General features: G+C 61.9%; 19 protein-coding genes, 2 tRNA genes and 1 pseudogene. 10 read left to right on the top strand and 12 right to left on the bottom strand.

What is annotated here, in order from left to right; genetic code table 11:
• Window positions 1-3: 3 nt before the first annotated feature.
• Window positions 4-1,455 (top strand): cobyric acid synthase, encoded by a 1,452-nt coding sequence (locus RLDS_RS38075; protein WP_021225669.1) that lies wholly within the window; start codon window positions 4-6, stop codon window positions 1,453-1,455.
• 39 nt (window positions 1,456-1,494) lie between these two features.
• Here the strand turns inward: RLDS_RS38075 and RLDS_RS38070 are convergent.
• Window positions 1,495-1,571: transfer RNA gene (locus RLDS_RS38070), tRNA-Arg, on the bottom strand.
• Window positions 1,572-1,615: 44 nt separating this feature from the next.
• Window positions 1,616-1,692, bottom strand: a tRNA-Arg gene (locus RLDS_RS38065).
• Window positions 1,693-1,832: 140 nt separating this feature from the next.
• Here RLDS_RS38065 and RLDS_RS38060 point away from each other — a divergent pair.
• Window positions 1,833-2,345: a hypothetical protein gene (locus RLDS_RS38060; protein WP_021225668.1), complete on the top strand. Its 513-nt coding sequence runs from the start codon at window positions 1,833-1,835 to the stop codon at window positions 2,343-2,345.
• A 56-nt stretch (window positions 2,346-2,401) separates the two neighbouring features.
• Here RLDS_RS38060 and ppdK read toward each other — a convergent pair whose 3' ends face one another.
• The 3 genes from ppdK to RLDS_RS38045 all read right to left on the bottom strand — a co-directional run bounded on the left by ppdK (window position 2,402) and on the right by RLDS_RS38045 (window position 8,613).
• Window positions 2,402-5,098, bottom strand: coding sequence for a pyruvate, phosphate dikinase (gene ppdK, locus RLDS_RS38055; protein ID WP_031297924.1), 2,697 nt, complete (start codon window positions 5,096-5,098; stop codon window positions 2,402-2,404).
• 139 nt (window positions 5,099-5,237) lie between these two features.
• Window positions 5,238-7,586, bottom strand: coding sequence for a glycine--tRNA ligase subunit beta (glyS, locus tag RLDS_RS38050; protein ID WP_021225666.1), 2,349 nt, complete (start codon window positions 7,584-7,586; stop codon window positions 5,238-5,240).
• Between the two features lie 154 nt (window positions 7,587-7,740).
• Window positions 7,741-8,613, bottom strand: coding sequence for a glycine--tRNA ligase subunit alpha (locus tag RLDS_RS38045; RefSeq protein ID WP_021225665.1), 873 nt, complete (start codon window positions 8,611-8,613; stop codon window positions 7,741-7,743).
• A 128-nt stretch (window positions 8,614-8,741) separates the two neighbouring features.
• On the opposite strand from RLDS_RS38045, the gene RLDS_RS38040 reads away from it, so the two are divergent.
• The 4 genes from RLDS_RS38040 (at window position 8,742) to pth (ending at window position 11,976) form a co-directional block, all read left to right on the top strand.
• Window positions 8,742-9,635: a TraB/GumN family protein gene (locus RLDS_RS38040; RefSeq protein ID WP_031297923.1), complete on the top strand. Its 894-nt coding sequence runs from the start codon at window positions 8,742-8,744 to the stop codon at window positions 9,633-9,635.
• Between the two features lie 4 nt (window positions 9,636-9,639).
• Entirely contained in the window at window positions 9,640-10,527 is an 888-nt protein-coding gene (locus RLDS_RS38035; RefSeq protein WP_021225663.1) for a TraB/GumN family protein, read from the top strand.
• A gap of 174 nt (window positions 10,528-10,701) precedes the next feature.
• Entirely contained in the window at window positions 10,702-11,328 is a 627-nt protein-coding gene (locus RLDS_RS38030) for a 50S ribosomal protein L25/general stress protein Ctc (RefSeq protein WP_021225662.1), read from the top strand.
• Between the two features lie 81 nt (window positions 11,329-11,409).
• Window positions 11,410-11,976, top strand: a complete 567-nt coding sequence (gene pth, locus RLDS_RS38025; protein WP_031297922.1) for an aminoacyl-tRNA hydrolase — start codon at window positions 11,410-11,412, stop codon at window positions 11,974-11,976.
• Between the two features lie 51 nt (window positions 11,977-12,027).
• On the opposite strand, the gene RLDS_RS57190 is transcribed toward pth, so the two are convergent.
• The 5 genes from RLDS_RS57190 to RLDS_RS38000 all read right to left on the bottom strand — a co-directional run bounded on the left by RLDS_RS57190 (window position 12,028) and on the right by RLDS_RS38000 (window position 20,390).
• Window positions 12,028-14,583 (bottom strand): M10 family metallopeptidase C-terminal domain-containing protein, encoded by a 2,556-nt coding sequence (locus tag RLDS_RS57190; protein WP_330217096.1) that lies wholly within the window; start codon window positions 14,581-14,583, stop codon window positions 12,028-12,030.
• A gap of 997 nt (window positions 14,584-15,580) precedes the next feature.
• Window positions 15,581-15,862 (bottom strand): hypothetical protein, encoded by a 282-nt coding sequence (locus RLDS_RS38015; protein ID WP_152528029.1) that lies wholly within the window; start codon window positions 15,860-15,862, stop codon window positions 15,581-15,583.
• 96 nt (window positions 15,863-15,958) lie between these two features.
• On the bottom strand, window positions 15,959-17,260 hold the full coding sequence (locus tag RLDS_RS38010) for an HlyD family type I secretion periplasmic adaptor subunit (protein ID WP_021225658.1): 1,302 nt from the start codon (window positions 17,258-17,260) through the stop codon (window positions 15,959-15,961).
• Window positions 17,257-18,984 carry an ATP-binding cassette domain-containing protein gene (locus RLDS_RS38005; RefSeq protein WP_021225657.1) on the bottom strand — a complete coding sequence of 576 codons (1,728 nt, stop codon included), beginning with the start codon at window positions 18,982-18,984 and terminating at the stop codon, window positions 17,257-17,259. Before RLDS_RS38005 ends, RLDS_RS38010 begins: the two co-directional genes overlap by 4 nt.
• Window positions 18,981-20,390 carry a TolC family protein gene (locus RLDS_RS38000; RefSeq protein ID WP_021225656.1) on the bottom strand — a complete coding sequence of 470 codons (1,410 nt, stop codon included), beginning with the start codon at window positions 20,388-20,390 and terminating at the stop codon, window positions 18,981-18,983. Before RLDS_RS38000 ends, RLDS_RS38005 begins: the two co-directional genes overlap by 4 nt.
• Before the next feature lie 467 nt (window positions 20,391-20,857).
• Between RLDS_RS38000 and RLDS_RS37995 the strand changes: the two genes are divergently transcribed.
• A complete protein-coding gene (locus RLDS_RS37995) occupies window positions 20,858-22,129 on the top strand; it encodes a tyrosine-type recombinase/integrase (protein ID WP_084514749.1) in 1,272 nt (423 codons plus the stop codon).
• Window positions 22,122-22,424 (top strand): helix-turn-helix domain-containing protein, encoded by a 303-nt coding sequence (locus RLDS_RS54500; RefSeq protein WP_021225654.1) that lies wholly within the window; start codon window positions 22,122-22,124, stop codon window positions 22,422-22,424. Before RLDS_RS37995 ends, RLDS_RS54500 begins: the two co-directional genes overlap by 8 nt.
• On the opposite strand, the gene RLDS_RS0128005 is transcribed toward RLDS_RS54500, so the two are convergent.
• Window positions 22,421-22,957 carry a lytic transglycosylase domain-containing protein gene (locus RLDS_RS0128005; RefSeq protein WP_031297915.1) on the bottom strand — a complete coding sequence of 179 codons (537 nt, stop codon included), beginning with the start codon at window positions 22,955-22,957 and terminating at the stop codon, window positions 22,421-22,423. The genes RLDS_RS54500 and RLDS_RS0128005 overlap by 4 nt on opposite strands.
• Complete coding sequence (locus RLDS_RS55235; RefSeq protein ID WP_084514747.1) at window positions 22,954-23,502, bottom strand: restriction endonuclease; 549 nt, start codon at window positions 23,500-23,502, stop codon at window positions 22,954-22,956. The genes RLDS_RS0128005 and RLDS_RS55235 overlap by 4 nt, the downstream gene beginning before the upstream one ends.
• Window positions 23,503-23,530: 28 nt before the next feature.
• Here RLDS_RS55235 and RLDS_RS56260 point away from each other — a divergent pair, with 28 nt between their 5' ends.
• Together RLDS_RS56260 and RLDS_RS37980 are read left to right on the top strand one after the other, a co-directional pair.
• Window positions 23,531-23,851 (top strand): hypothetical protein, encoded by a 321-nt coding sequence (locus RLDS_RS56260; protein ID WP_161626721.1) that lies wholly within the window; start codon window positions 23,531-23,533, stop codon window positions 23,849-23,851.
• A 124-nt stretch (window positions 23,852-23,975) separates the two neighbouring features.
• Window positions 23,976-25,010: pseudogene (locus tag RLDS_RS37980) on the top strand (conjugal transfer protein TraH); the annotation flags it as partial.
• Window positions 25,011-25,013: the final 3 nt, after the last annotated feature.

Genomic DNA, 25,013 nt, shown 5'->3' with positions numbered 1-25,013 from the left:
GCCATGGGCGCGATCATGTTGCAGGGGACCGGCTCTGACGTCGGCAAGTCGGTTCTGGTCGCTGGGCTGTGCCGGGCGCTCAAGCGTCATGGCCATGATGTGCGCCCCTTCAAGCCTCAGAATATGTCGAACAATGCCGCAGTCACGATCGACGGTGGAGAAATTGGCCGCGCGCAGGCGCTGCAAGCGATAGCCTGCGGCGTTCCCGCGCATACGGACATGAACCCGGTGCTGCTGAAGCCGCAGGCCGACCGTAGTTCGCAGTTGATCGTGCACGGGAAAGTGCGCGGCACGTTGGGATCGGGCAATTTTCGCGCGGCGCGGGGCGCACTGCTGGACGAGGTTCTCGAAAGCTATCATCGGCTGCGCGCGCAATGTGACATCGTGGTCGTAGAAGGCGCAGGCTCTCCGGCAGAAATCAACCTGCGCGCGGGCGACATTGCCAATATGGGCTTTGCGCGCGCCGCCAATGTTCCGGTCGTGCTGGTGGGCGACATAGACAGGGGCGGCGTGATTGCTGCGGTCGTCGGCACGCGCGCGGTGCTGGACCCCGCCGATGCCAAGATGATCCGGGGCTTCCTCATCAACAAATTCCGGGGCGACTTGACGCTGTTCGAAGATGGCTATCGTCAGATCGAGGCGCTATCGGGCTGGCGCGGCTTTGGCGTCATTCCCCGGCTCGCTGACGTCGCGCGGCTTCCCAGCGAGGACGCGGTGGTGTTGGAACGCCCGGTGCCTTGCGCCGACGGCCCGATCATCATCGCCTGCCCCGTGCTGCCGCGCATTTCGAATTTCGATGATCTCGACCCGTTGAAGCTGGAGCCAGCCGTCGACCTGCGCATGATTGGGCCTGGGCAAGCCATTCCCGGCGATGCGGCGCTCGTGATCCTGCCCGGATCGAAGGCGACGATCGCGGACATGCGCGCCATGGTCGGGCAGGGCTGGGACATCGACATACGCGCGCATCACCGGCGCGGGGGCGCGGTGCTGGGATTGTGCGGGGGCTATCAGATGCTGGGGCGGACGATCCGCGATCCCGCCGGGATCGAAGGGTCAGTGCGGAGCATCAATGGCCTGGGCCTGCTGGAAGTGGACACGATGCTTGCTGGTGACAAGACGCTGGAGCATGTGCGTGGCCGCGCGCTCGGGGCGGATTTCCAAGGCTATGAAATGCATATGGGCCGCAGCGACGGACCCGGCTGCGCGCGGCCTTTTGCGATGCTCGGAAACAGGCCCGACGGGGCGATCAGCCCGGACGGGCGGGTGATGGGCAGTTACGTCCATGGCCTGCTTGCCAGCACCTCGCTGCGCGCAGCCCTGCTGCATCGGATTGGCGCGACGTCGATAGAGGCAGATTATGACCAGTCGGTCGAAGACGCGCTCGACGCGCTCGCCGACCATCTGGAACGGCATGTTGATGTGGATGCTCTGATCACGCTGGCGCAGGAAGGATAGAGGCCAAGAAAGCTGCTGTTGTAGCTTTCATCAGGGAAATGGCGCACCCGGAACGATTCGAACGTCCGACCCTCAGATTCGTAGTCTGATGCTCTATCCAGCTGAGCTACGGGTGCCGATTTCCGGCAGCCGGCTGAAAGCCGCACTGCCTGTGTCCAAATGGCGCACCCGGAACGATTCGAACGTCCGACCCTCAGATTCGTAGTCTGATGCTCTATCCAGCTGAGCTACGGGTGCGTTTGGAGAGGCGCAGATAGAAGCGCCCGGCCGATTGGGCAAGCCTTTTTTACACTTTTCCTGCGCCCTGATCCCGCCTGACGGCGATGGAGCAACCTTTGTCCCGGTCCGCCGTTCAAGCCGCAGGAAAGGAGGCCATCATGAGCTTCACCATGAATGACCTGGCGCTGTTGCTGATTGCCCTGATCATAGGCTGGATATTGGGGCTGATGATGAGCGGGCGCGGCAAATATAAGCGATTGTGGCGCGATGAGCAGATCGCGCACCGCACTGTCTTGCAGGAGCGGGACGGCGCCTTCCGGGATCGCGACGCCCGCATCGAAGCCGCCAATGCGCGGATCGCCGAGCTGGAACGCCATAACGGGCCGATTGGTCCCGGCACCGCAGCGGCCGTCGGCGGCGCAGTGCATGGCCGCGATGACCTCAGCCGGATCAAGGGGCTGAGCCAGGCGCAGGAAGTGGCGCTGAACGAAGCGGGCTATCACCGCTATGGCCAGATTGCGGCTCTCAGCGCCGAACAGGAAGCGACGCTGGAGGCGCGGCTTGGCCTGAAGCCCGGCACCATCGCGCACGAAGACTGGCGCGGACAGGCGCGCGCGCTTGAGCGGGGCGACAAGCCGGGCCTGCTGGGTCGCCTTACCGGGTCGGCCTGATCGGGCCGCGCTGTCTTTTCACGAAAAAGGGCGGGAGCATCCACTCCCGCCCTTTCTTATTTGCAGGCCAGCGCCGCCTGTGCGGCGGCCAGTCGGGCGATCGGCACGCGATAGGGCGAGGCCGAGACATAATCGAGTCCGGTCTTCTCACAGAAGGCGATCGAGGCAGGATCGCCGCCATGTTCGCCGCAAATGCCGAGCTTGATGCCGCTACGGGTCGCGCGGCCGCGTTCCGCCGCGAGTTCGATCAGTTCGCCCACCCCTTCCACATCGATGCTGACGAAGGGATCGCGAGCGAAAATGCCCTTGTCGACATATTGGGTGAGGAAACGGCCGGCGTCGTCGCGGCTGATGCCGATGGTGGTTTGCGTCAGGTCATTGGTGCCGAAGGAGAAGAATTCGCCGACTTCGGCAATTTCCCCAGCCTTGAGCGCGGCGCGCGGCAGTTCGATCATCGTGCCGACGAGATAGTCGACCGAGGCGTTCTGTTCGGCGAACACATCTTTTGCGACCTGATCGACGATCGCCTTCATCAGTTCCAGCTCCTTGCGGGTGGCAACCAGCGGGATCATGATTTCGGGGATCGGCGCGTCGCCGCTGCGCTGCTTCACCAGCAAGGCCGCTTCGAAAATGGCGCGGGCCTGCATCTCGTAGATTTCGGGATAGGTCACGCCCAAGCGGCAGCCGCGATGGCCGAGCATCGGGTTGAATTCATGCAGCTCGGTTGCGCGGCGCTTCAATGCCTCGACACCGACGCCCGCGGCCTTCGCCACTTCCTCGAACTCCGCCTCGCCATGAGGCAGGAATTCGTGCAGCGGCGGGTCGAGCAAGCGGATGGTGACGGGCAGGCCCGCCATCACCATGAAAATCTGGGCGAAATCGTCCCGCTGTTCGGGCAGCAACTTGTCTAGCGCGGCCCTGCGGCCCTTTTCGCTGTCGGCCAGGATCATCTCTCGCACGGCGGTGATGCGGGCGGCGTCGAAGAACATATGTTCGGTACGGCACAGGCCGACGCCCTCCGCCCCGAAATCGCGGGCGGTCTGGCAATCGAGCGGGGTTTCGGCATTGGCGCGCACCCTGAGCCGGCGGACCTTGTCGGCCCAGATCATCAGCGTGCCGAAATCGCCGGCCAGTTCCGGCTGAACGGTCGGCACTTCGCCGGCCATCACTTCGCCGGTCGCGCCGTCGATGGTGAGGACGTCGCCTTCCTTCAGCTCGCGGCTGCCGATGCGCAAGATCTTGCTGGCATTGTCGATCGACAGGCCGCCCGCGCCCGATACGCATGGACGCCCCATCCCGCGCGCAACGACTGCGGCATGGCTGGTCATGCCGCCACGCGCGGTCAGGATGCCCTTGGCCGCGTGCATGCCGTGAATATCCTCCGGGCTGGTTTCGACGCGCACCAGAATGACCGCGTCGCCCAGTTCGTTGCGCCGCTCGGCGGTGTCGGCATCGAACACGATAAGGCCGCTTGCCGCGCCCGGTGAGGCGGGCAACCCCTTGGTCAGCACGTCGCGCGGGGCGTCGGGATCGAGCGTGGGGTGCAGCAACTGGTCGAGCGCGGCGGGATCGACGCGCGCGACGGCTTCCTCCTCGGAAATCAGCCCCTCATGCGCCATGTCAACCGCGATCTTGAGCGCGGCCTTGGCGGTGCGCTTGCCCGAACGCGTCTGGAGCATCCACAGCTTGCCCTGCTGCACCGTGAATTCGATGTCCTGCATGTCGCGATAGTGGGTTTCGAGGATCTGGAACACCCGCGCCAGTTCGGCATAGGTTTCGGGCATTGCCTCTTCCATCGACAGCGGCTTGGCCCCTGCCCGTTCCCGTGCCGCCTTCGTCAGATATTGCGGCGTGCGGATGCCCGCCACCACGTCCTCACCCTGCGCGTTGATGAGATATTCGCCATAATAGGCATTTTCGCCGGTGGCCGGATCGCGGGTGAAAGCGACGCCGGTGGCCGACGTGTCGCCCATATTGCCGAACACCATCGCCTGCACATTGACCGCCGTGCCCCAGTCGCCGGGGATGGAGTTCAGGCGGCGATAGACCTTCGCGCGGTCGGCCTGCCACGATCCGAACACCGCGCTGATCGCGCCCCAAAGCTGGTCGTGGACGTCTTGCGGGAAGGGCTTGTTCCAGAGCTTCTGAACGAGTGCCTTATATTCGGTGACGAGCGCCTTCCAGTCGTCGGCGCTCATTTCGGTGTCGAGCGTATAGCCCTGATCTTCCTTGGCGATTTCGAGGGCTTCCTCGAACGCGCCATGATCGAGTTCGAGCACCACGTCCGAATACATCTGGATGAAGCGGCGATAGCTATCCCATGCGAAACGCTCGTCGCCGCTGACAGTGGCCAGCCCCACCACGGTTTCATCGTTGAGGCCGAGGTTGAGGACAGTGTCCATCATGCCGGGCATGGAGATGCGCGCGCCGGACCGCACCGACACCAGCAGCGGATCGGCCGCATCGCCGAAACGCTTGCCGGTCACGCCTTCGATATGGGCGATGCCGTTCGCCACTTCATCGCGCAGGCTGTCGGGATAGGTGCCGCCATCCTGATAATAGCGGGTGCACATTTCGGTCGTGATGGTGAAGCCCGGCGGCACCGGCAGGCCGATCGCGGCCATGCCATCCAGATTGGCGCCCTTGCCGCCCAGCAGATTCTTGTCGCCCTTGCCCCCGTCATTCACGCCGCCGCCAAACCGATAGACATAGCGGGTCATGCTGTTCATCTGGGCCTCTTGTGTCTTCACCATGTTCCGGCTCTCCCTGCACTGATTGCCGAGTTTTGTGCGTTGCAATAATGTGACCGCAATTAGCGGCTCAATGCACGATGGGATAGGAATATCCCGCCGATCTTCTCGAAAATTATGCTGGCGTTGGAATCTTCGGTCCTCAGCCGGCAATCTTCGAAAAGTCGGCGACATTGTGCACTGCGTCACGCACCCGCGCCAGCAGCGCAAGGCGATTCGCCCTCTTGGCTGGATCGGGATCGTTGACGGTTACGCTGTCGAAAAAGGCGTCGATCGGCGCGCGCAGCGTCGCCAGTGCCGCCATCGCATCCTCGAACCGCTCGTCCGCCACCGCCTGGGCCGCACGCGGTTCGGCGGCGTCGAGCGCGGTGATGAGAACGGCTTCGGCGGGTTCGGGGGTGTAGGGCAGAGCGCCGTGCTCCTGAGAAGGCAGGAACCCAGGGCCAGATCGCGCGTCGTCGCCCTGGGCTCCTGCCTTCGCCGGAGCACTAGTGGGGTCCGGCACCTCTTTCTTGAGGATGTTCGACGCGCGCTTGTAACCCGCGAGCAAATTCGTGCCGTCGTCGGTCGCGACGAAGGACTGGAGCGCCTTCACGCGGGCGAGCAGGCGGACGAGATCATCCTCGCCACCAAGCGCAAACACCGCGTCGATCAGGTCGTGACGAACGCCAGCTTCCTTCTGCTGGACCTTGAGGCGATCGATGATGAAACTGAATATGGCTTCCGCTTCAACGCGCACCATATATTCAAGGACTTCGGCGGTTCCCGTAAGCCCTAGCTCCGACTTAATGAGATCAGCAGAACGGCGGGCACGAAGTCCGTCAAACGCGCTACCCGCCGTGCCGACAGCTAATTCGGTTACGGTTACAATGGCGAGCTCGATGAACGAAAGCGAAGCCGATCGTAGCCCATTCAATTGGATGATACGAAGCGCCCCAAGAGCGGCTCGGCGCAGCGCGAATGGATCTTTCGATCCCGTTGGTTCCTGATCGATACAGAAAAAGCAAACAATCGTATCTAACTTGTCCGCCAAACTCACCGCTACCGTCACCGGCGCGGTTGGAACCTCATCGCCCTGCGCGACCGGCTTGTAATGGTCGCGGATGGCGTCGGCCACGGCGTCGGGCAGGCCCTCGGCGCGGGCGTAGTAGCCGCCCATGATGCCTTGCAGTTCGGGGAACTCGCCGACCATTTCGGTGACGAGATCGGCCTTGCACAGGCGGGCGGCCTGTTCGGCGAGGGTGGCGAGTTCCTCCGTCGTCATGCCAGCGAAGGTCGGCGGGAGGCGCGTGACTCCCGCCGACATCTCAGGCGTAGGCGCGCTGTCGCCTGAGACCCCAGCCTTCGCTGGGGTGACGGTATTGGTGGGGGTGACAATCCCCTCCTCCACCAGCCATCGCGCCAGCTTCGCGACGCGTTCGACCTTGTCGGCGACGGTACCGAGTTTCTCGTGGAAGGTGATGCGCTCCAGCTTCTTCGCGTGGTCCTCCAGCCGTGTCTTGCGGTCCTGCTCCCAGAAAAAGCGAGCGTCGGAGAGGCGAGCGGCCAGCACCTTGCGGTTGCCCGCGATGATCGCCGCGCCGCCTTCCTTCGCATCGATATTGGCGGTGCAGATGAAGGCGGGGGCGAGATTGCCCTCGCCATCACGCAAGACGAAATATTTCTGGTTGATGCGCAGGGTCAGCTGGATGACCTCGGGCGGCACTTCCAGGAAGGCCGGGTCGAAATCGCCGAGCAGCGGCACCGGCCATTCGGTGAGGCCCGCATTCTCCGCGACCAGCCCCTTGTCCTCGATGACGCTATAGCCGTGCGCGGCGGCGGCTTGCGCGGCTTTTGCCTCGATGATCGCCTGCCGTTCCTGATGGCTGGCGATCACATGGCAGGCGCGCAGCTTTTCCACATAGTCATGCGCCCCGCCGATGGTGATTTCGCCGGGGTGATGGAAACGGTGGCCGAGCGTCGCATAGCCTGATCGCAGCCCTTCAATTTCGATATCGACCAGAGCCTCGCCCAGAATCGCGACGATGCCCTTCAACGGCCGCACCCAGCGCAGGCTTTCGGTCGTCTGGCTTGCCGCGCCCCAACGCATCGATTTGGGCCAGGGAAAGGCGCGGATCACCGCCGGAACTGCTTGCGCCAGCACGTCGGCGGTGGCGCGGCCGGGCTTATTCACGATGGCAAACCAGACGCCGTCGCGATCCTCCAGCTGATCCTGCGTCAGCCCCGTCTTGCGCAGAAATCCCTCCAGCGCCTGCGGCGGCGCGCTGGTGCGGGGGCCTTTAAATTCCTCGCTGACGGCGGCGGTTTCGAGCGGCAGGTCGCGGGCGATGAGGGCGAGGCGGCGAGGCGTCACGAAACTGTCGATGGCGGACGGCTTCAATCCCGCCTTGGCCAGCTCGTCCGCGAACAGGCGCGCCAGATCGTCCGATGCCTTCACTTGCATGCGCGCGGGAATTTCCTCGCAGCGCAGTTCGAGGAGGAAGTCAGTCATGAATCAAACCCATATAAAACGCATCCTCCCCTTGAAGGGGAGGTGTCTGGCGCAGCCAGACGGAGGGGTGTCCCGCTATCGAGAGGGTCACACCCCTCCGTCATCGCCTTGCGATGCCACCTCCCCTGCGAGGGGAGGATTATAGAAAGACAAGTCACGCCGCCCACCCATTATGCTTCATCCAGGCTTCGCAGCTGCCGCGCGCCATGTCGCGCACCTGCCCCATATAGCTGGCGCGTTCCTGCACCGAAATGACGCCGCGCGCCTGCAACAGGTTGAAGGTGTGGCTGGCCTTGATCGCCTGTTCGAAGGCTGCGAGCGGCACACCGCTGTCGATGCACTGGTCATATTCCGCGCGGCAGTCCTTGAACCAGCGCAGCAGCTTGTCGGTGTCGGCGACCTCGAAATTCCATTTCGACATCTGCCGCTCATTTTCAAGGAACACGTCGCCATAGGTGACGCCGGCGTCGTTGAATTTGAGGTCGTAGACGCTGTCCACCCCCTGAATATACATGGCCAGCCGCTCAAGCCCGTAGGTCAGTTCCCCCGCGACCGGCTTGCAGTCAAAGCCGCCCATCTGCTGGAAATAGGTGAACTGCGTCACCTCCATGCCATCGCACCAGACTTCCCAGCCCAGGCCCCAGGCGCCCAGCGTCGGGCTTTCCCAGTCATCCTCGACAAAGCGTATGTCGTGGACCAGCGGATCGATGCCGATTTCGACCAGGCTTCCCAGATACAGCTCCTGCAAATTTGCAGGACTAGGCTTCATGATGACCTGATATTGGTAGTAATGCTGGAGCCGGTTGGGATTTTCCCCGTAGCGGCCATCGGTCGGGCGACGGCTGGGCTGCACATAGGCGGCGTTCCAGGCGTCCGGCCCCAGGCTGCGCAGCGTGGTGGCCGGGTGGAATGTGCCCGCGCCCACTTCCATGTCATAGGGTTGCAGGATGACGCAGCCCTGCTTCCCCCAATAGGCATGGAGGGTCAGGATCAGGTCCTGAAAGGAAAGCGCCTTGGTCGTCGCCACCGATGGTCCTTTTCGCTCGAAACTTGGCCTCGCGCCTTGGCGCATGGCAGGAACAGGGTCAAGGGGAAGCGGCGGCAAACAGGGTTAAGGCGCTTGCCCTGCGCGCCCGTGCTGCGCATGGATGGCGCATGACGATTTTCTCCACCCTGCTGCGCGCAGCGGCCGTTGCCTTCCTGCTGGCTGGCGGACATGCGCAGGCCCGCTCCGATGATGTGGCCACCCCCGCCCTCTGGCGCGTCAGCGACGCGGACACGAGCATCTATCTGTTCGGAACGGTGCATGTGATGAAGCCGGGCGTCAGCTGGTTCGACGGCAAGGTGAAGCGCGCCTTCGACGCATCGGACGAGCTGGTGCTGGAGATCATCGAACCGGACGATCCCCGCGCGCTGGGCACGACCATGGCCGGCATGGCGCTGGCCAAGGATGGAGTGAAACTGTCCGATCGCCTGTCGCCGCCCGCGCGCACTGCCTATCAGGCCGCGATGGAGGCCAATGGCATGCCCTGGCAGAGCTTCGAGATTTTCAATCCGTGGATGCCCGGCATGGCCCTGTCGGTCGCACCCCTGGCCCGCGCAGGCTTCCGCACCGACCTTGGCGCGGAAAAGATTTTGCGCGCGGCCGCCACCGACGCAGGCAAGCGAGTCGACGCACTCGAAACGATCGAGCAGCAGATCGGCTTCTTCGCGGGCCTGCCGATGGACCAGCAGGTCAGTTTCCTCAACGCCACCGTCGACGGCCTGCCGGATCTGGACAAGAGTTTCGATTCCCTGCTGCGCTACTGGAAGGCCGGACAGCCGGACAAGCTGGCGCGGGAGATGAATGAATCGCTGGAGGCAACGCCGGAATTGGCCCGCGTGTTGCTGACCGACCGCAACGCCAATTGGGCGCGCTGGATCAAGGCGCGCCTCGACCGTCCCGGCACGGTCTTCGTCGCGGTCGGTGCTGGTCATCTGGCCGGCAAGGGCAGCGTGCAGGAGCAACTGGGCACGCTCGACATCAAGGTCAGCCGGGTGAAGGATTGAGAACATGACCAGCCTTTTCCTCCGCTTCCTCGCGCTCTTTTCGCTGACGCTCGCTGTCGCCTGCGACAAGGCGCCGCCGTCCCCCACGCAAGAGCAGGGCGGACCGGCCTTGTGGCAGGTGGAGCGCGGTGCGCTCAAAGGCTGGCTGTTTGGCACTATCCATGTCCTTCCAAAGGACGTGGCATGGGACACGCCGCCGATCCGCGACGCCATGGCGAAGGCCGACCGGCTGGTGCTGGAAGCGGCCGACCTGCAAGACGAACAAAAGACGCTCGGCATATTCGAGGATATGGGCCGCAGCCCGAACCTGCCGCCGCTGGAGCAGCGGGTGCCCACGAAGGAAAGGCCTGCGCTGCTCAAAGCCATCAGCGATGGCGGCACATCCTCCCAGCTTTTGTCGGGCTATGAAAGCTGGGCCGCCGCGATGCTGCTGTCTGCTGCCAGCCAGCAGGCGCTTCATGTCAGTCAGGACAATGGCGTCGAACCTGTCCTGATCGCTGCCTTCAAAAACGCTGGCAAGCCGATCGGCGGCCTGGAAACCGTCGAGCGCCAGTTCCAGGCTTTCGACACATTGCCCCCGGACGCGCAATCCAAATTGCTGGTGCAGACCGTGAACGAGGCCAAGGGCATGAAGGCGCTCTACGACCGTATCCTGGCTGCCTGGCTGAAGGGCGACATGGAAGCGATCGCGAAGGAGGACCAGATTGGCGAGCAGCCCGATCCGGTCGTCGAGGAAGCGATCCTGACCGCGCGCAACCGCGACTGGGTCAAAGCCATCGAGCCGATGACCGGCCGCCCCTTCATCGCGGTGGGCGCGGGACATCTGACTGGCAAGGACAATCTGATCGACCTGCTGAAGGACCGCGGGTTCACGGTGACGCGCGTCCAATGACGCCGAAACCGTGACGGCGTTTGGCTGTCACTTTCGTCGTCAGCCTGCGTCACCCTACAGGCAGCGTCGCATGCTTGCTTTCTGCCCATATTCTGCTAATGGCGCGCCTTCCCGCGATGGTCATCCCTGGAGGCGTGGCGGGAATTTGTGCAATCAAGCTTTTGGAGACACGCAATGAGCGAGCAGCTTACGCTGTCGGCCGAGGCACGCGATCGGGCAGGCAAGGGAGCCTCCCGCGCTCTCCGCCGTGAGGGCCGCGTACCCGCCGTCATCTATGGTAACAATGAAGAACCCCAGTCCATCCATGTCGAGGAAAAGCTGCTGAGCAAGCTGCTCGGCACCGGGCACTTCTTCAATTCGGTCGTCATGGTCGAGGTCAACGGCAAGGCCGTGCGCACCCTGCCCAAGGATGTCGCTTTCCATCCCGTGACCGACCGGCCGCTGCACGCCGACTTCCTGCGCGTTTCGGAACATGCCACCGTCAATGTGAACGTGCCGGTGCGCTTCGAGAATGAAGACGCGGCGCCCGGCCTCAAGAAGGGCGGCGTGCTCAACGTCGTGCGTCATGACGTCGAACTGATCGTCGATGCCGCCAACATCCCCGAAGACGTCGTCGTCGACCTCAAGGGCTTTGAAGTGGGCGATTCGATCCACATCAGTTCGGTGACGCTGCCCAAGGGCGCGAAGACCGCGATCGACGACCGCGATTTCACCATCGCCACCATCGTCGCGCCGTCCGCTCTCAAGAGCTCGGAAGGCGACACGACCAAGGAAGGCGAAGGCGAGGCAGAGGCCGAATAAGGCCGTTGCCGGCCTTTCGGCTGGAAAAGATCATCCCGTCCGCCTACCCGGCGGGCGGGATTTTTCATGGGAGCGCGCGATATGCAGCTTTGGGTGGGCCTCGGCAATCCGGGCACGCAATATGCGATGCACCGGCATAATGTCGGTTTCATGGCCATCGACCTGATCGCCGACATGCACCGCTTTTCAGCGCCGAAGAAGCAGTTTCAGGGCTGGGTTCAGGAGGGCAGGATCGGCGACGAGAAAGTCCTGTTGCTGAAACCGGCGACCTTCATGAACGAAAGCGGCCGGTCCATCGGTGAGGCGATGCGCTTCTACAAGCTGACGCCCCAGGACGTTACGGTCTTTCACGACGAACTGGATCTGGCGCCGATGAATGTGAAGGTGAAGCGCGGCGGAGGCAATGCCGGGCATAATGGCCTGCGGTCGACCGACGCGCATATCGGCAATGATTTCCGCCGCGTGCGCATAGGCATCGGCCATCCGGGACACAAGGACAAGGTCCATGGCTATGTGCTGGGCAATTACGCCAAGAGCGAGATGGACGCGCTGGCCGACATGCTGGGCGCGATCGGCGCGGAAGCGCCCTGGCTCGCAGCCGGCGACGACGCGCGTTTCATGAACGAAGTCGCATTGCGCCAGCCATGAAAACAGCGCCCGGTCGCCCGGGCGCTGTTCGCTCATGACAACGACAAGCGGTCAGATCACGCCGAATTCGCTCGCCGTCATCGCCAATCCGGTACTGATCGTGGCGAATTGCACGGCAGCAATCGCACCCGTCCCATCGGCATCGAACAAGAGCGCGCCTGTCGCACTGTTGTAGATGATCCGATCATTGGCGTCGGCCGCTGCCGCCCCAACGACAAACGCATTTGCGGCCAGCGTACCGTTAGCCAATCCCGTGAATACGGCATTGTCGATCCTGATCTGATCATCAGCAACCGAATAGTCAGTGATTTTGTCGATATTTCCGCCACCAAGCGCAAAGGTGAAGTAAAAATAGTCAGATCCGCCACCGCCGGTTAGCGTATCAGCACCCAACTCGCCATCAAGAAAATCAATCTCCGATCCGCCGTCGAGCGTATCATTCCCGGCACCTCCATAAAGTTTATCATTGCCGCTTCCACCGCGCAGGAGATTTGCTGCCGTGTTACCGGTCAACACGTCGTTGAACGCGGATCCACCCAGGTTTTCGATCCCTGTCAAAGTGTCGGTACCCGCACCAACAGTCGATTGCGCGCCGCTGATTGCCAAACTGACAGTAACGCCAGCCGCAGCACTGGCATAGCGCGCCATGTCGGTCCCGCCACCGCCATTTATGACATCGTCGCCTTCGCCCCCTTCTAGAAGGTCATTACCGTTTCCGCCGTTGAGAATATCATTACCCCCAAGACCAGCAATGGTGTTGGCTCCGCTGTTTCCGTTGATGGTCTGATCGGCATCGTTGCCGGTCCCGTTAATATTGCCGCCCCCCGTGAGATTCAGGGTCTCTATAAATCGGCCTGTCAAAGAATAGCTGACTGAAGAGACGACCACATCCTGAGTTCCGCCTGCGGCTGAGCTTTCGACCACGTTGTCGCCGCTGGCATCAACGTAATAGGTGTCATTCCCGTCGCCGCCTGTCATCGTATCGGCGCCGGAGCCTCCGTCGAGGATATCATCCCCTGCTTGTCCAAGCAGAAAATCGACGCCGTCCAACCCCCTCAATATGTCGTTGCCAGCGCCGCCTTCCAGACGATTGGTTTCGGCCGAGCCGATAATTTCGTCATTACCACCACCGCCGATGACAGTTTCGACGCTGGAAAGCGCAATTCCGTAGCCAGGGAATACGGAATCTTCAAATATGCCGTCTGTCAAATTGACATAGGCATTCAAGCCAGACGTTCCGGAAAAGTCGAATATGTCGGTTCCGGCCCCACCCAAGAAAACTTCGCCGAAGCCGCCGTTCCAACCATTGAAAATGATCAGGCGGTCATTGCCGTCTTCACCATAGAAAATGTCCTGGCCGCTGCCCCCGTCAAAAACGTCATTGCCCGACCCGCCACGAAGCTGATCATTGCCAGAACCGCCGTAAATTGTGTCATTCCCAGCGCCGCCGATGAGCAGATCATTCCCGCTACCGCCATCAACGACGTCGTTGCCGTTGCCGCCGTCTATCTGGTCGTCGCCATCCTGCCCGTACAATGCATTTGCAGCATCGCCGCCCGTGATGACGTCCGCCAACTGCGTGCCATAGACATTTTCGACACCGGTTATTGACCATGGTCCGCCATATAAAGGGTTATACTGCCACGTCTTGTTGGCAAGATTGACGATGGCGCCATATAGATCGATTTGGCTGAGATCGAGCGTGTCGGTGCCGCCACCGCCATCAAGCGTGTCGCCAAATTCCGCGACCCCGCCGATCTGGCGCTGGATGAACCAGTCGTTCCCGGCTTCACCATAGACGGTGTCAGTGACGAAACCGCCATAGATGAAATCGTTACCGGCGCCGCCGTAAATGACGTCGGAACCGCCCCCGCCATCCAATATGTCGTCGCCATCGCCGCCATAGAGCGTATCGTCGCCCTCGCCTCCGGCCAGATAATCATTGCCGGCATCGCCATACAGCGTGTCGTTGCCGTCATTGCCGTAGAGGCTGTCATTACCGCCATTGCCGCGCAGCACATTGTCGATGCTGTTGCCGCTGATGACGTCATTGCCCAACCCGCCATTGGCATTTTCGATCATCGATGCGGTATTGCCCTGATAGAGCATCGCATTGAAGATATTGCCGCGCGCATAGACGCTGCTGCCATTATTGCCGAGATAAGCAAGCTGCGCCTGGCTGAACACGGAATAGCCGCCGGGATTGAGGTCCAGCGTCAGGTTGCTGGAGTAATTGGACAGGTCATAGGTATCGATGCCGCCGCCGTCCCAGATGGTCGCGAAGATGCGATTGCCACCCGGATCGATCGCGACTTCCCCGTTGATATAGGTTTCGCCGGTTGTCGGGTTCCAGGAATAGGTGGTGTTGCCCGAGTTGACGGTGAAGTCCGCGCCGTACATCGCCTGCAATGCGGCAATGTCGAGCATCATATAGGTCTGCGGCGCCCCCCATTGCTCGTAGGAATAGCCGCTGAGCGGCGCACCTACATAACTGCGATAGGTCATGACCGTGAATTCGATCGAATCCCATGCGGTCGGCAATGCGCCATAGGCGCCGCCCGTCTGACCATGCGCCAGGCCCAGTGAATGGCCCAATTCATGGAACATCGTGTGCCAGGCATAATTACCGGCGACGGGCGTCTTGTAGGAATTGATGGTCCCATCATAGCCATTGCCGAAAAATGTATCCCCGCCATAGATGCTGCTGCTGGGATAATAGGCATAGGCCGTGCCCGGATCGCTGGAATTTGCGCCGCGGATCGTCGCGATCGATGAACCTGCGCCATCGTAGGACAGGCTCAATCCCGTGAAGGATTCAACCCCGAAAGCAGTAGCTGCGCTCGTCTGGGTATAGGCGACTGAATTGAGCGCCGTATGGAAGGCCACCATCTGCATCGCAGTGAACCGGAAAAAGCCCTCATTCTGCGCGCTGATGCCGTCGCCATCGGAATCCGAAACATAGCCGGACTGATAATCCGCTGCTGAATCCGTGTCGCTATAATAGACGGTTTGCGACGGGTCCCATTTGATCCCGCTCAAAATGCCATCGATCAATTGATTGCCGGTAGCCGCCTGCGCCAGCGTGGTATTGCCGTTCCCGTTGAATTGCGGATCGTCCAGACTGCCTGGTTGTCCGACAGGATCGCCAGGGTCTTCCATGACATCCTGGGGATATAGCAACAGAATATCGCTGCGGACGGTTTCGTTGCCCATCATCGACCAAAGGTCGGCGGTGCTGCTGATGGAATAGGACGTAGGAGAAACAGACGCGCTATTGTCGTCTTCGTTGAATATGACCTTGGCCGGCCCGGCCCCCGAGAGCTTGAGCATACATCCTCCTGCAAGATGAGTTGGATGACACGTTCACTGTGCCCGTTGGCGACCCCTTACCCAAGCGGGTATAATCTCTATTTAGGTTTATTGCCAAACATAAGTTTTTAGTGGTTTATCATTATCATAGCATGTAGTAAAAACCAAGATATTGAAATGTCTTGACTTATTTTTGTCTTTGCCGACAACTAAAGTTTGACAATATTTCAATTGGTTAGCGTTTGACTGTCGTGGCGATCGCCATCGTTGTGACGAGCATGAAGTTCCCCCTCTATCAGCGCTGCGAATTGACCAATGAGTCGATTCTCTTTGCGGCATCCCGCGCCAGCGGATGGTCGGGATAGCGGGACATGAATAGCCGGTAGGCGGGCGCTGTGTTTTGCCTCACCGCCTCTGCATATTGATCGCGGATCGCCTTTTCAGCATCGCCTGGGGGCGGCATCACGCCGCCTGTTCCCGGGGGTGCGTGCAGCATGGTAGCAGGAACGGCATCATGGGCGGAGGCCGCGTTGGCGGCATTGCCAGCACAACCGCTCACCGCGGCGAGGATCATCAAGACCGGAATGGCATTATGGACAGGCATGGCGCGTCCCTCTCCACTTGATCATATGAGCGCTGATGCGCGCAACTCTACTCAAGCAGGCCGCTGGCTTTATTCGCGGAATGCCGTTTCGCTGAGGCGCGTCAACGGTGTCAAAATATAGGCCAGCACGGTCCGTTTGTCGCCCAGAAGATTGACTTCGGCGCCCATGCCGGGGCCGATCGGCAGCCGACGCCCGGCGTCATCCGTGATGGCGTTCGCATTGGTGCGGACCCTGACCAGATAATGGCTTTCCCCGGTCCGTTCGTTGAGCACCGCGTCAGGCGACACAGCGACCACCCTGCCCTTCATCGACCCGTAGACGGCGCTGTCATAGGCCGAGATCTGAACCTTGGCCTGCTGACCCAGCTTGACCGACGCGATATCCTTTGCCGCCACGGCGGCTTCGATCAACAAAGTGTCGTTTACCGCGACCATTTCCAGCAAGGGATCACCAGGACGGACGCTGCCACCGACCGTGGTCACGAAAACCCGATTGATCCGGCCGTCGAGCGGCGCGCGCACGACCGTTCGCCGCAGCTTATATTCATAGGCCGGCATCGTCGCCTGCCGCACGGACAACTCGGCACGCGCGGCCGTAAGCTCATCCGCCGCGCGGGCGAGCCAGTCCCGCTTCTGCTGTTGTGCGCTCGCCTGTGCTTCGGCCAATACCGATCGCGCCCGGCCGAGCGCCGCCGCCGCGCCCGCTGCCTCGCTCGCCGACACGGCATAGGCGCTTTGCGCCTGGAGAAGGGAACGGCGTGGCTCAATGCCCTCCTGGACTAGAGGCTGAAGGAGGGCGAGATCGGCTTTGGCGGCATCGCGCGCGGCAATACGCGCCTCCTCGGCCGCGCTCGCTTCGGCTATAGCGCGTCGGGCCTGGTCGACGCGGGCCGACGCGACATTGGAGATGCTGGCCAGTTCGGCCATTCGCGAACGGTACAGACCTTGCTCGACGGCGATCTGGCCGGCCATCAGAGCGTTGCGGGATTGCGGAAAGACAGGCGCCTTGCCGGCAATCTCGGCTGTCAGGCGGATGATCTTGAAATTCAGCGCATCGCTGCTGGCAAGATTGCTTTCCAGTTCGGCGCCCGGCTGAACCGGGCTGAGCCGGATAAGCGGCGTCCCTGCCTTTACGTCCTGCCCCACCTTCACCATGATCTGATCGACCACGCCGCCTTCCAGGTTCGACACGACCTGCAATTGCGAACTGGGAATGACGCGGCCGTTGGCGCGCACCGTGCGGTCGATTTCCGTCAACGCGGCCCACCCTATCGCGACCACCACGAACGCCAGGATGATCCACAGGATGATGTTCGCCGGCACCTTCGGCTTGATGGTCATGGGATGGCGAAAGCCGATCTGTGCGGTCATGCCGCCTTCCCCCGTGCAAGGCGTTGCAGGACCGCATCGCGTGGTCCGTCCGCCACGATCTTCCCGCCATCCAGGATGACGATGCGATCCACCAGCGCGAGCAAAGAGGTGCGATGCGTGATCAGGATCATCGTCTTGCCGGCGACTTCCGGCTTGAGCCGGGCGATCAGGTCCGCTTCGGTCTGCGCGTCCATGGCGCTGCTGGGTTCGTCAAAGATCAGCACCTGCGGGCCGCCTGCCAATGCGCGCGCGATCGCGATCGACTGACGCTGTCCCCCAGACAAGCCGTCGCCCCTGTCGGCCAGGCGCAGATCATAGCCATTGGCGATCTGCCCCATGAAGCGATGCGTGCCGCTGATTTCGGCGGCGCGTATCATCTCGTCCTGGTCGACGGCCGCCCGGTCCAGGCAGATATTCTGTCGCACTGATCCGGCAATCAGGACATTATCCTGCATCGCCGATCCGATCAGCGCGCGAAGCTGTGCCGGTGCATATTGGCGTACGTCGATCCCGTCGATCATGACCACGCCTTCTTCGGGTTCGTAGAGGCCAAGCACGAGACGAGCGAGCGTCGACTTGCCAGAGCCGACCCGGCCAAGAAAGCCGACCCGCTCACCAGGCTTGATGCCAAGAGTGACGCTATCGAGCGCGCGTTCGGGGGCGCCAGGATAGCGAAACCCGACATTGCGCAGCTCGATGGCGCCTTCAAGGCGTGCGGGATGCAGCGCATCGCCCTCTGGCCCTTCCGTCGGCGTCTCCATCAGCGCGCTGATCTGCCGGTAGGCCACGCGCGTAGCGGACAGGCGAGAGAGCAAGGTGGCGATCTGCGCAAGCGGCGCCAATGCCCGCCCACACAGGATCGAGCAGGCCAGCAACGCGCCAGTGGTGATCGTGTTGCTGCGCAACAGGCCGACACCCACGATGATGATGCCGCAATAGGCGATGGTCGACGCGCTGTTAGCAACCGTCATGGGGATGGCGGCGGCAAGGCGCTGGCCCAGCGAACTTTCCGAATGGCTGACCAACGCCGATTGCCAGCGACGGCTGAGCATCGGGCCAGCGCCGATCGCCTTGACCGTTTCAAGGCTGCCGATTGCTTCGACCAGCACCGATTGCTTGACGAGGCCATCGCCCAGGCTGCGCGACGACAGGCGATCAAGCGATGGGGTGGCCAGCAGCCCGGCGCCAATGACGACCGGGATCATCGCCAATGGCAGCACAACCAGAACGCCGCCCAGCATCGCAATCACCGCCAATGTGACGATGATGAACGGCACGTCGATGATGGCCGTCAGCGTGACCGACGCGAAAAAGTCTCGCAGCGTTTCCAGTTCCCGCATCAGTCCGGTCAATGTCCCGGTGGAGCCGCGCTTCTGGTCCAGCCGCAGCGCCAGCAATTGCGAGAACAAGGTTTCGCCGACATCATGGTCGATATTGGCGCCGGCGATATCGACGAAATAGACGCGCAACAGGCGCAGGACAAAATCGAAAATGATGACGAAGACGAGCCCGATGCTGAGGCCGATGAGCGAAGATGATCCTTCGTTCGGCACGATCCGGTCATAGACCGTCATCGTGAATAGCGAGGAGACGAGCGCGAAAATATTGATCAGCGCCGCTGCCACCGCGACCTTCATATAGGTCGCGCGATTGCGCAGCATCGGTTCGACCAGCCAGGGGGCGAAACGCGCCTTATGCGCCGCGAGCAAGCTGTCTTCCCTCATGGCATGCGCCTTTCGTCCTGCCGCTCGTCCGCCGGATCCACCTGAATATGCATCGCGTCCAGCAAGGCGCCTGCCTTGGCAAGCAGCACGAAGCGGGACAGGTCGCGCTCGGCCAGCGTCTGCACATAGGTAGCGATCGAGTAGAAATAATTGTCTTCGGACGTCACGAGGTCGAACAGGGTACCCCCCGATGTTTCGAACCGCGTGGCATAGACGTCGCGATTGTTTCGGCTGGCCAGATAAGCGGCCTCGGCGGCCGCCAACTGCGCCTCCAGTCCCTTCACATCGCTCCATGCCATTTGCACGTCCCGCAGCGCCTCCTGCCGGATGCGCGATGCGTAGGCGTCCGCTGCGTCCGCGCGCGCGGACGCTTGGTCTGCGCGCGCATTGAAGCCGGCGCCGATCTGCGCGCGTACGATCACACGCCCGCGCACGTCATAGTCGCCCGAATTTTCAAAGACGCCGTAGCGCCCTGCATCGACTCCGGCGGCAATGGTGGGGAGCCGTTCGGACCGGGCGGCGCGGGCATCCTGCCGGGCGGCGCGGGCTTCGGACTCGGCCTTCTGGACGATCGGCGCGCGCAGGGCCATGGCCTCCACAACGTCCTGACTGATCTGATCGGTCAGCGCCAGCGGAACACGATAGACAATGTCCGGCGCATCATGCCCGGAAAGCGCGCGATATTGCGCCTCCGCGCTGGCCCGGTCGCGCCGGAACATCGCCAGCCGGGTGCGGACATTGGCAATGGCGCTGTCAACGCGCGGAAGGTCGCCTGTTGCGGAAAATCCCTGTGCGATGCGCCGTTCGACCGCAGATCGCAGTTCAGCCTGCCGCGCTCCATAGTCGACCGCCGCCTGCTCCATCAGGCGCTGCGCCAGGATGCTGTACCAGGCCGTTACGAGGCGCAACGCCACATCGGTCCCGGACGCGAAAGTGGCGGCGCGCGCTGCGCCCACGCGCGCATTGCCAGCATTGATCCGGCTCGACGTCGCGCCAAAATCCAGCAGACGCTGGCGTACCGATGCGGTCGCGTCGGTGCGGCCTTCGGGTCGCGATCGTTCGATAATGTTACCGGGATCGTTCGAGAAATTCCGCGCGAGCGACCGATTGGCGTCGACCGTCAGATCCAATGAGGGAAAGAGCGCAGCGCGCGATTGGACGCGCGCGGCTTCAGCCTCCCGCTCGCCGGCGCGCGCTTCCTGCGTCAACATATTGGTTTGAACGGCCGCTTCCACTTCGCTGCGGAACAACGCCATCGGGCCGGTCTTCTGCGACATTTGCAGCAGGGGGTCGGATTGCACCGGCTGCGAAAAGGGCTCGGGATTGGGTGGCAGGAGAAGGCTCTGCTCCCCCGCGGCCATGGCGCTGACGTCAGGCAACAGAAGGAGGGCGAGCGTCGCGGTCACCCGCTGCGCCCAACCGGCATGGACGGCCGGCCTTCCCCAAGGCCGAAACTTCCTGAACAAAATGCCTGGCACCCCAAAAGCCGCAACTATTCCCCGCTTCCACAAGCCCCTTATTGCATGGTGACTCTGTGTAAGTGCGACCGACGCGGATATGCCCTAGTTCAAAAGCCAGCGCAATGCGGGCCGAGAGCATGAACAAACTTTGTCATCAACAGGAAAATGGTCACAAACGGACCGGATGGTGCGGGTGGTCGGGCTCGAACCGACACTCCTTTCGGAACCGGATTTTGAGTTCTCGAATCGGTGCTACGACCGACTACGCCAGGTTGCGCTGTAGTTGGAATAGTCTCTCTTTATCAGATACTTATCCGGCATTATGATGCTCCCAGGCTCGACCAACTACGCCATGCTTCGCTTTCCCGTGGCTCCTATGTGGCTCCTGGAAAATGGGCAGCCCGGAGACCGAAATGCCCACGCTCAAATTCACCAAGACCGCCATCGAAAGCGCCCGGCCCGAAAAATCAGACTACGAACTCCGCGACACCGTCGTTCCGGGTTTCCTATGCAAGGTTACGCCCAGCGGACGCAAGGTTTTCATGCTTTCCTATCGCACTGTCGGCGGCAATCGCCGTAAACCGGCCATCGGTCAGTTTGGCGAGCTGACCGTCGAGCAGGCGCGCTCGCTTGCTCAGGATTGGCAAGCGCTGGTTCGCGCCGGCGGAGACCCATCACTCGACAAAACCCGCGCGCGCGCCAACCCGACGATCCGGGAGTTTTGCGAGCAGTTCATCGAGCAGCACTCCATTCCGCATAACAAGCCTGGCACGGTCAGGCGCAACCGTCAGAACATCAAGAATCACATCATTCCGGTTTTGGGGAAGATCAAGGTCGCCGACCTCACGCGCCCGGACGTGTCTGCCTTGATGATGCAACTCGCTCACACGCCTGGCGCCGCCAACACGACCCTCGCCTGTCTCAAGAAGATGTTTAACTGCGCGGAACTCTGGGGCTACCGTGCCGACGGCACCAATCCGTGTCGACTCATACCGCGCTACCCTGAGCGCAAGCGTACCCGGCTCATCAAGAACCGGGAGCTGGAGAGCCTGTTTGCCTATCTCGATCGGGCCGATGCGGAGGGACTGGAGCACCCCTCATTCACTTTTGGGATCAGGCTGCAGTTCGCCTTTGCGGCCCGAATGTCAGAGATCATCTCCATGCAGTGGGAGTGGATCGATTTCCACGAGCGCAGGGTGGTTTGGCCCGACAGCAAGACAGGCGGTATCTCGAAGCCTTTGACCGAGGAAGCCATCACCCTGCTGGCCCGAGTCCCACGCAGGGAAGGATCGCGTTTCGTGTGCCCTGCGATCCACACGCATGACCGACATCTGAGCCATCATAGCTACTGGTGTGCTTGGAAGCGTATCATCGAAGCCGCCGGTCTCGCGCACGTCGGAACCCATGGCATTCGCCACCGCGCTGCCACCGATATCGCAAACTCGGGCGTTCCGTTGCGAGTCGGCATGGCGCTCACTGCACACAAGACGGTCACCACCTTCATGCGCTACGTACACATCGAAGATGATCAGGTGAGATTGGCTGCGGAGAAAGTCTCGAAGCGGCGTGCCGCGATCATCAAGGGCAACAACACGGCGAAGACGCCAACGATCGACGAAGACGCCGTTATCGCTGGGGGAATGCTTGACGCTTCCGCGCAGACGGAGGTGGGCTTCCATGGCTGAAGGACCAGACCGGCGGTTTCTGACACCGGATCAGCTGAACGGGGCGATTCATCTCAACGATGTGAAGCCGCTCCGCCTCATCACCCCTACCCTTGCCGCAAAATATCTGACCATTACCCGTCATTCGCTTGCCTGCTATCGAAACCTCGGCGGCGGCCCGGCCTATTACAAATTCGGCCGTTGGATACGATATTCAGTCGATGATCTCGATGAATGGGCCAATTTTCAGCGGCAGCCGGGTGGCTCGATGCCTCGAAAAGTGAGATCCGCTAAAAATCGGGTTGAGGAGCCCTAATCGAAGATAGCGCGGCCATATCGTTCGCGCAGCTTCGTCGCGACGGAACCGACGTAACGATGCTGCCGCCAACCCGTGGGGCTATGATAGACCCCTACGGCTTTCCAGTAGTCGCCAGTGGTTTGCAAGGCCGCGAGGAACAGCCATCGCGCGGCCTGCACATTGAAGCAGGGGTCGTTGATCAACCAGTATCGGACGGTAAGTGCCGGTCGGCCGGTCAACGCCGCGAACTTCGGAACCCAGGAACTGTTGACCTGAAGTGGGCCGAGGTCATGAGTGCCATTCGCATTGAGCACCTCCGCACCGATCCATCCAGCTTCCTGATCGCGCAGTCCCCAGAGCGTTTTTTCAAGCCATGGTTTTCCCGCCGATGCAGATTGAATGCATCGGGCGATCTCACGTTCTGCGGCGGCAGATCTTATCGGACCAGTCGCCGCTGCGACTGAACCGGGTTGGAGGATGAGGCCGGCTACGAGCGTCGGCAACGCATAGAACCCCGACCGCCGACGAGGGCGAGCAATGGGGGCGCTCATATGCGCTCCCCCCTGACGAAGACGGGTTCACCGCGGATTAGAGCAAGAAGCTGATCTCCCGATATGATCTGTATGTAAGGATACCGATTGAGCAGCTTTCGAGTCGATGGTCCGGTTCGGCCAGTGTGAATGAACAGGCCCGGTATATGCTTCACCGCACATAGCTGTGCGAACGCTTCAACATGTTCGGGCCGTATCGTATCTGCGTAGCGCTTGGCTTGGATAAGCCAGACCTCACCGCAGATCCTTATCCTTCCATCAACGCCACCATCACCGGTGTATCGCCGGTTTCGGGTCACTTTGATCGCGCGCCGCTCAAAACACTCCAGCAGCAGTTCTTCGAAAGCCAAGGGATCCATTCGGCGCAACCGGGCAAAAGCCATCACCGCCGGCTGAGAACGATCGCGGCCTTGCAATTGGCGGCTCATGGCCCGTGCCTGCCGACGCCGCCATCGATGTGTCAGCGGAGCGCGGGAACCACGAAGGAACCAGGCAAGGAGCACAATCGCGACAACGACAAGCCATAAGCCAACTTCAACGATCATGACCGCCTCCGTGATCTTGGGAGGGAGCGTGGGCAGGTTCGGGAGCCTGCGGCGACGGCGACTGTGGCTGGTGCCCATCGGCCCGTCCTATTGCCTGATCCCCACCACCACGAGCCCGCTCCAGGAGGGTGGTGAGCCACTGATCCAACGATCGGGCTGCCGCCTGCACTCGGGCCGCGAAATAAGCGGCCAGACTGTCCGGCTGCGGCTTCGCTCGTTCCTCTTGTGCCGCGCGCTGACGTTCCTTGTGCGCCTCACGTTCCGCACGTTGCTCATCGCGAAGACGATCCCAGCGGTCACCATGCTGGGCGCTCCGCCCCTTGACGCTGTCCCGTTCGATACGGCCTAGTCCCTGAAGCGAGGACGTCTTCTCACCTGACCGCAGCTTCAGCTTATCGACCAGCTTTTCCCGGTTCTCGGTCCAAAGTCTGGCTCCGAACCGGGCGCGAGTGATCGCGGTGTAGTAATTTTGCATAATCAGTAAGATGGAGGCAGCCACCAACTTCCTGAATTCCATTCAGGTCAACGACTGTCGTCTCGCTAACCGGATGGTGCAGATCGCGAAGGGCGACGACAATATGTCGGGGATCATCGAGGAGATGACCGGCTATCGTTCGGTCAAGCAGGGATTCGCGAAGAGCTACCAGCAAAGCCGTGAGAAGATCGAGGCCAACAACAACAACCCTACTGAGGATCTGAAGGACGCGCTCGCCAACTGCCCGGCGGAAGTGACCGATATCTTTCGCACCGGCTCGCTGCTGTCTCATGCCGCCTCGCGCGTCGGCGCGGAGGACTGGGCGAGCGTCATGCGCGCCCGGGTCGGCGACGTCTATATGCGCTGGGACGATGGCGATCGCGTGCCCTTGTTCACGGCCATTCCGCAATGTCCCGCACAGGACACGGAGAGTGCGCAGGACTTCCTGACAGGAAAGGTCCAGACCCGCTCGCTCAATTTCCCGCCGACCGGCGCCGACTGCTCGCAGGACGGGGCGGGGCGCGGCGCGCTCGTCCTGGCCCGCGAGCGTATGCAGTCGATCGCGACCAAGATTCGTACCCGTGCCGCCCTGTCAGCCGAAGAACGGCAGTTCGTGGCCAATGTCCGAACGCTGCCGGTCTATCGCATGCTCGAATGGGGTGTGCGGCAGGGCGTCGTCGACTCCGTGATCGCCGACACAGACGAGCTTGTCGCGCTTACTCTCGCCTATCAGATGCTCAACGACCTTACGCGTACCATCGATTACACGGTAACGAATGCCGATCGCGGGGCGACGGTGGCGGGCTCAGCCGATGGCAATAACAAAAATGTCTGCCAGACGCGGATCCTGTCCAAGGGTATCGAGCAACTGCGCGATCTGAGGGACGAGGTGCTACGCCAGCGCGCGCAGATGCGCCAGAGCTACATGGCTGCCCTCAACCAGGCCAACCTTTCCGCCAATTACGCCGGGCTCCTGCGGACACGCGACCGCGACGCTCGCGACGCCGCCGGCGCTGCCGCCCGCAACCAATAGGAA

Origin of the sequence: Sphingobium lactosutens DS20 (assembly GCF_000445105.1) — a bacterium.
GTDB classification, from domain to species: domain Bacteria; phylum Pseudomonadota; class Alphaproteobacteria; order Sphingomonadales; family Sphingomonadaceae; genus Sphingobium; species Sphingobium lactosutens.
Note: the sequence above shows the minus strand (reverse complement) of the source record. Positions and strands in the feature narration are given on the sequence as shown.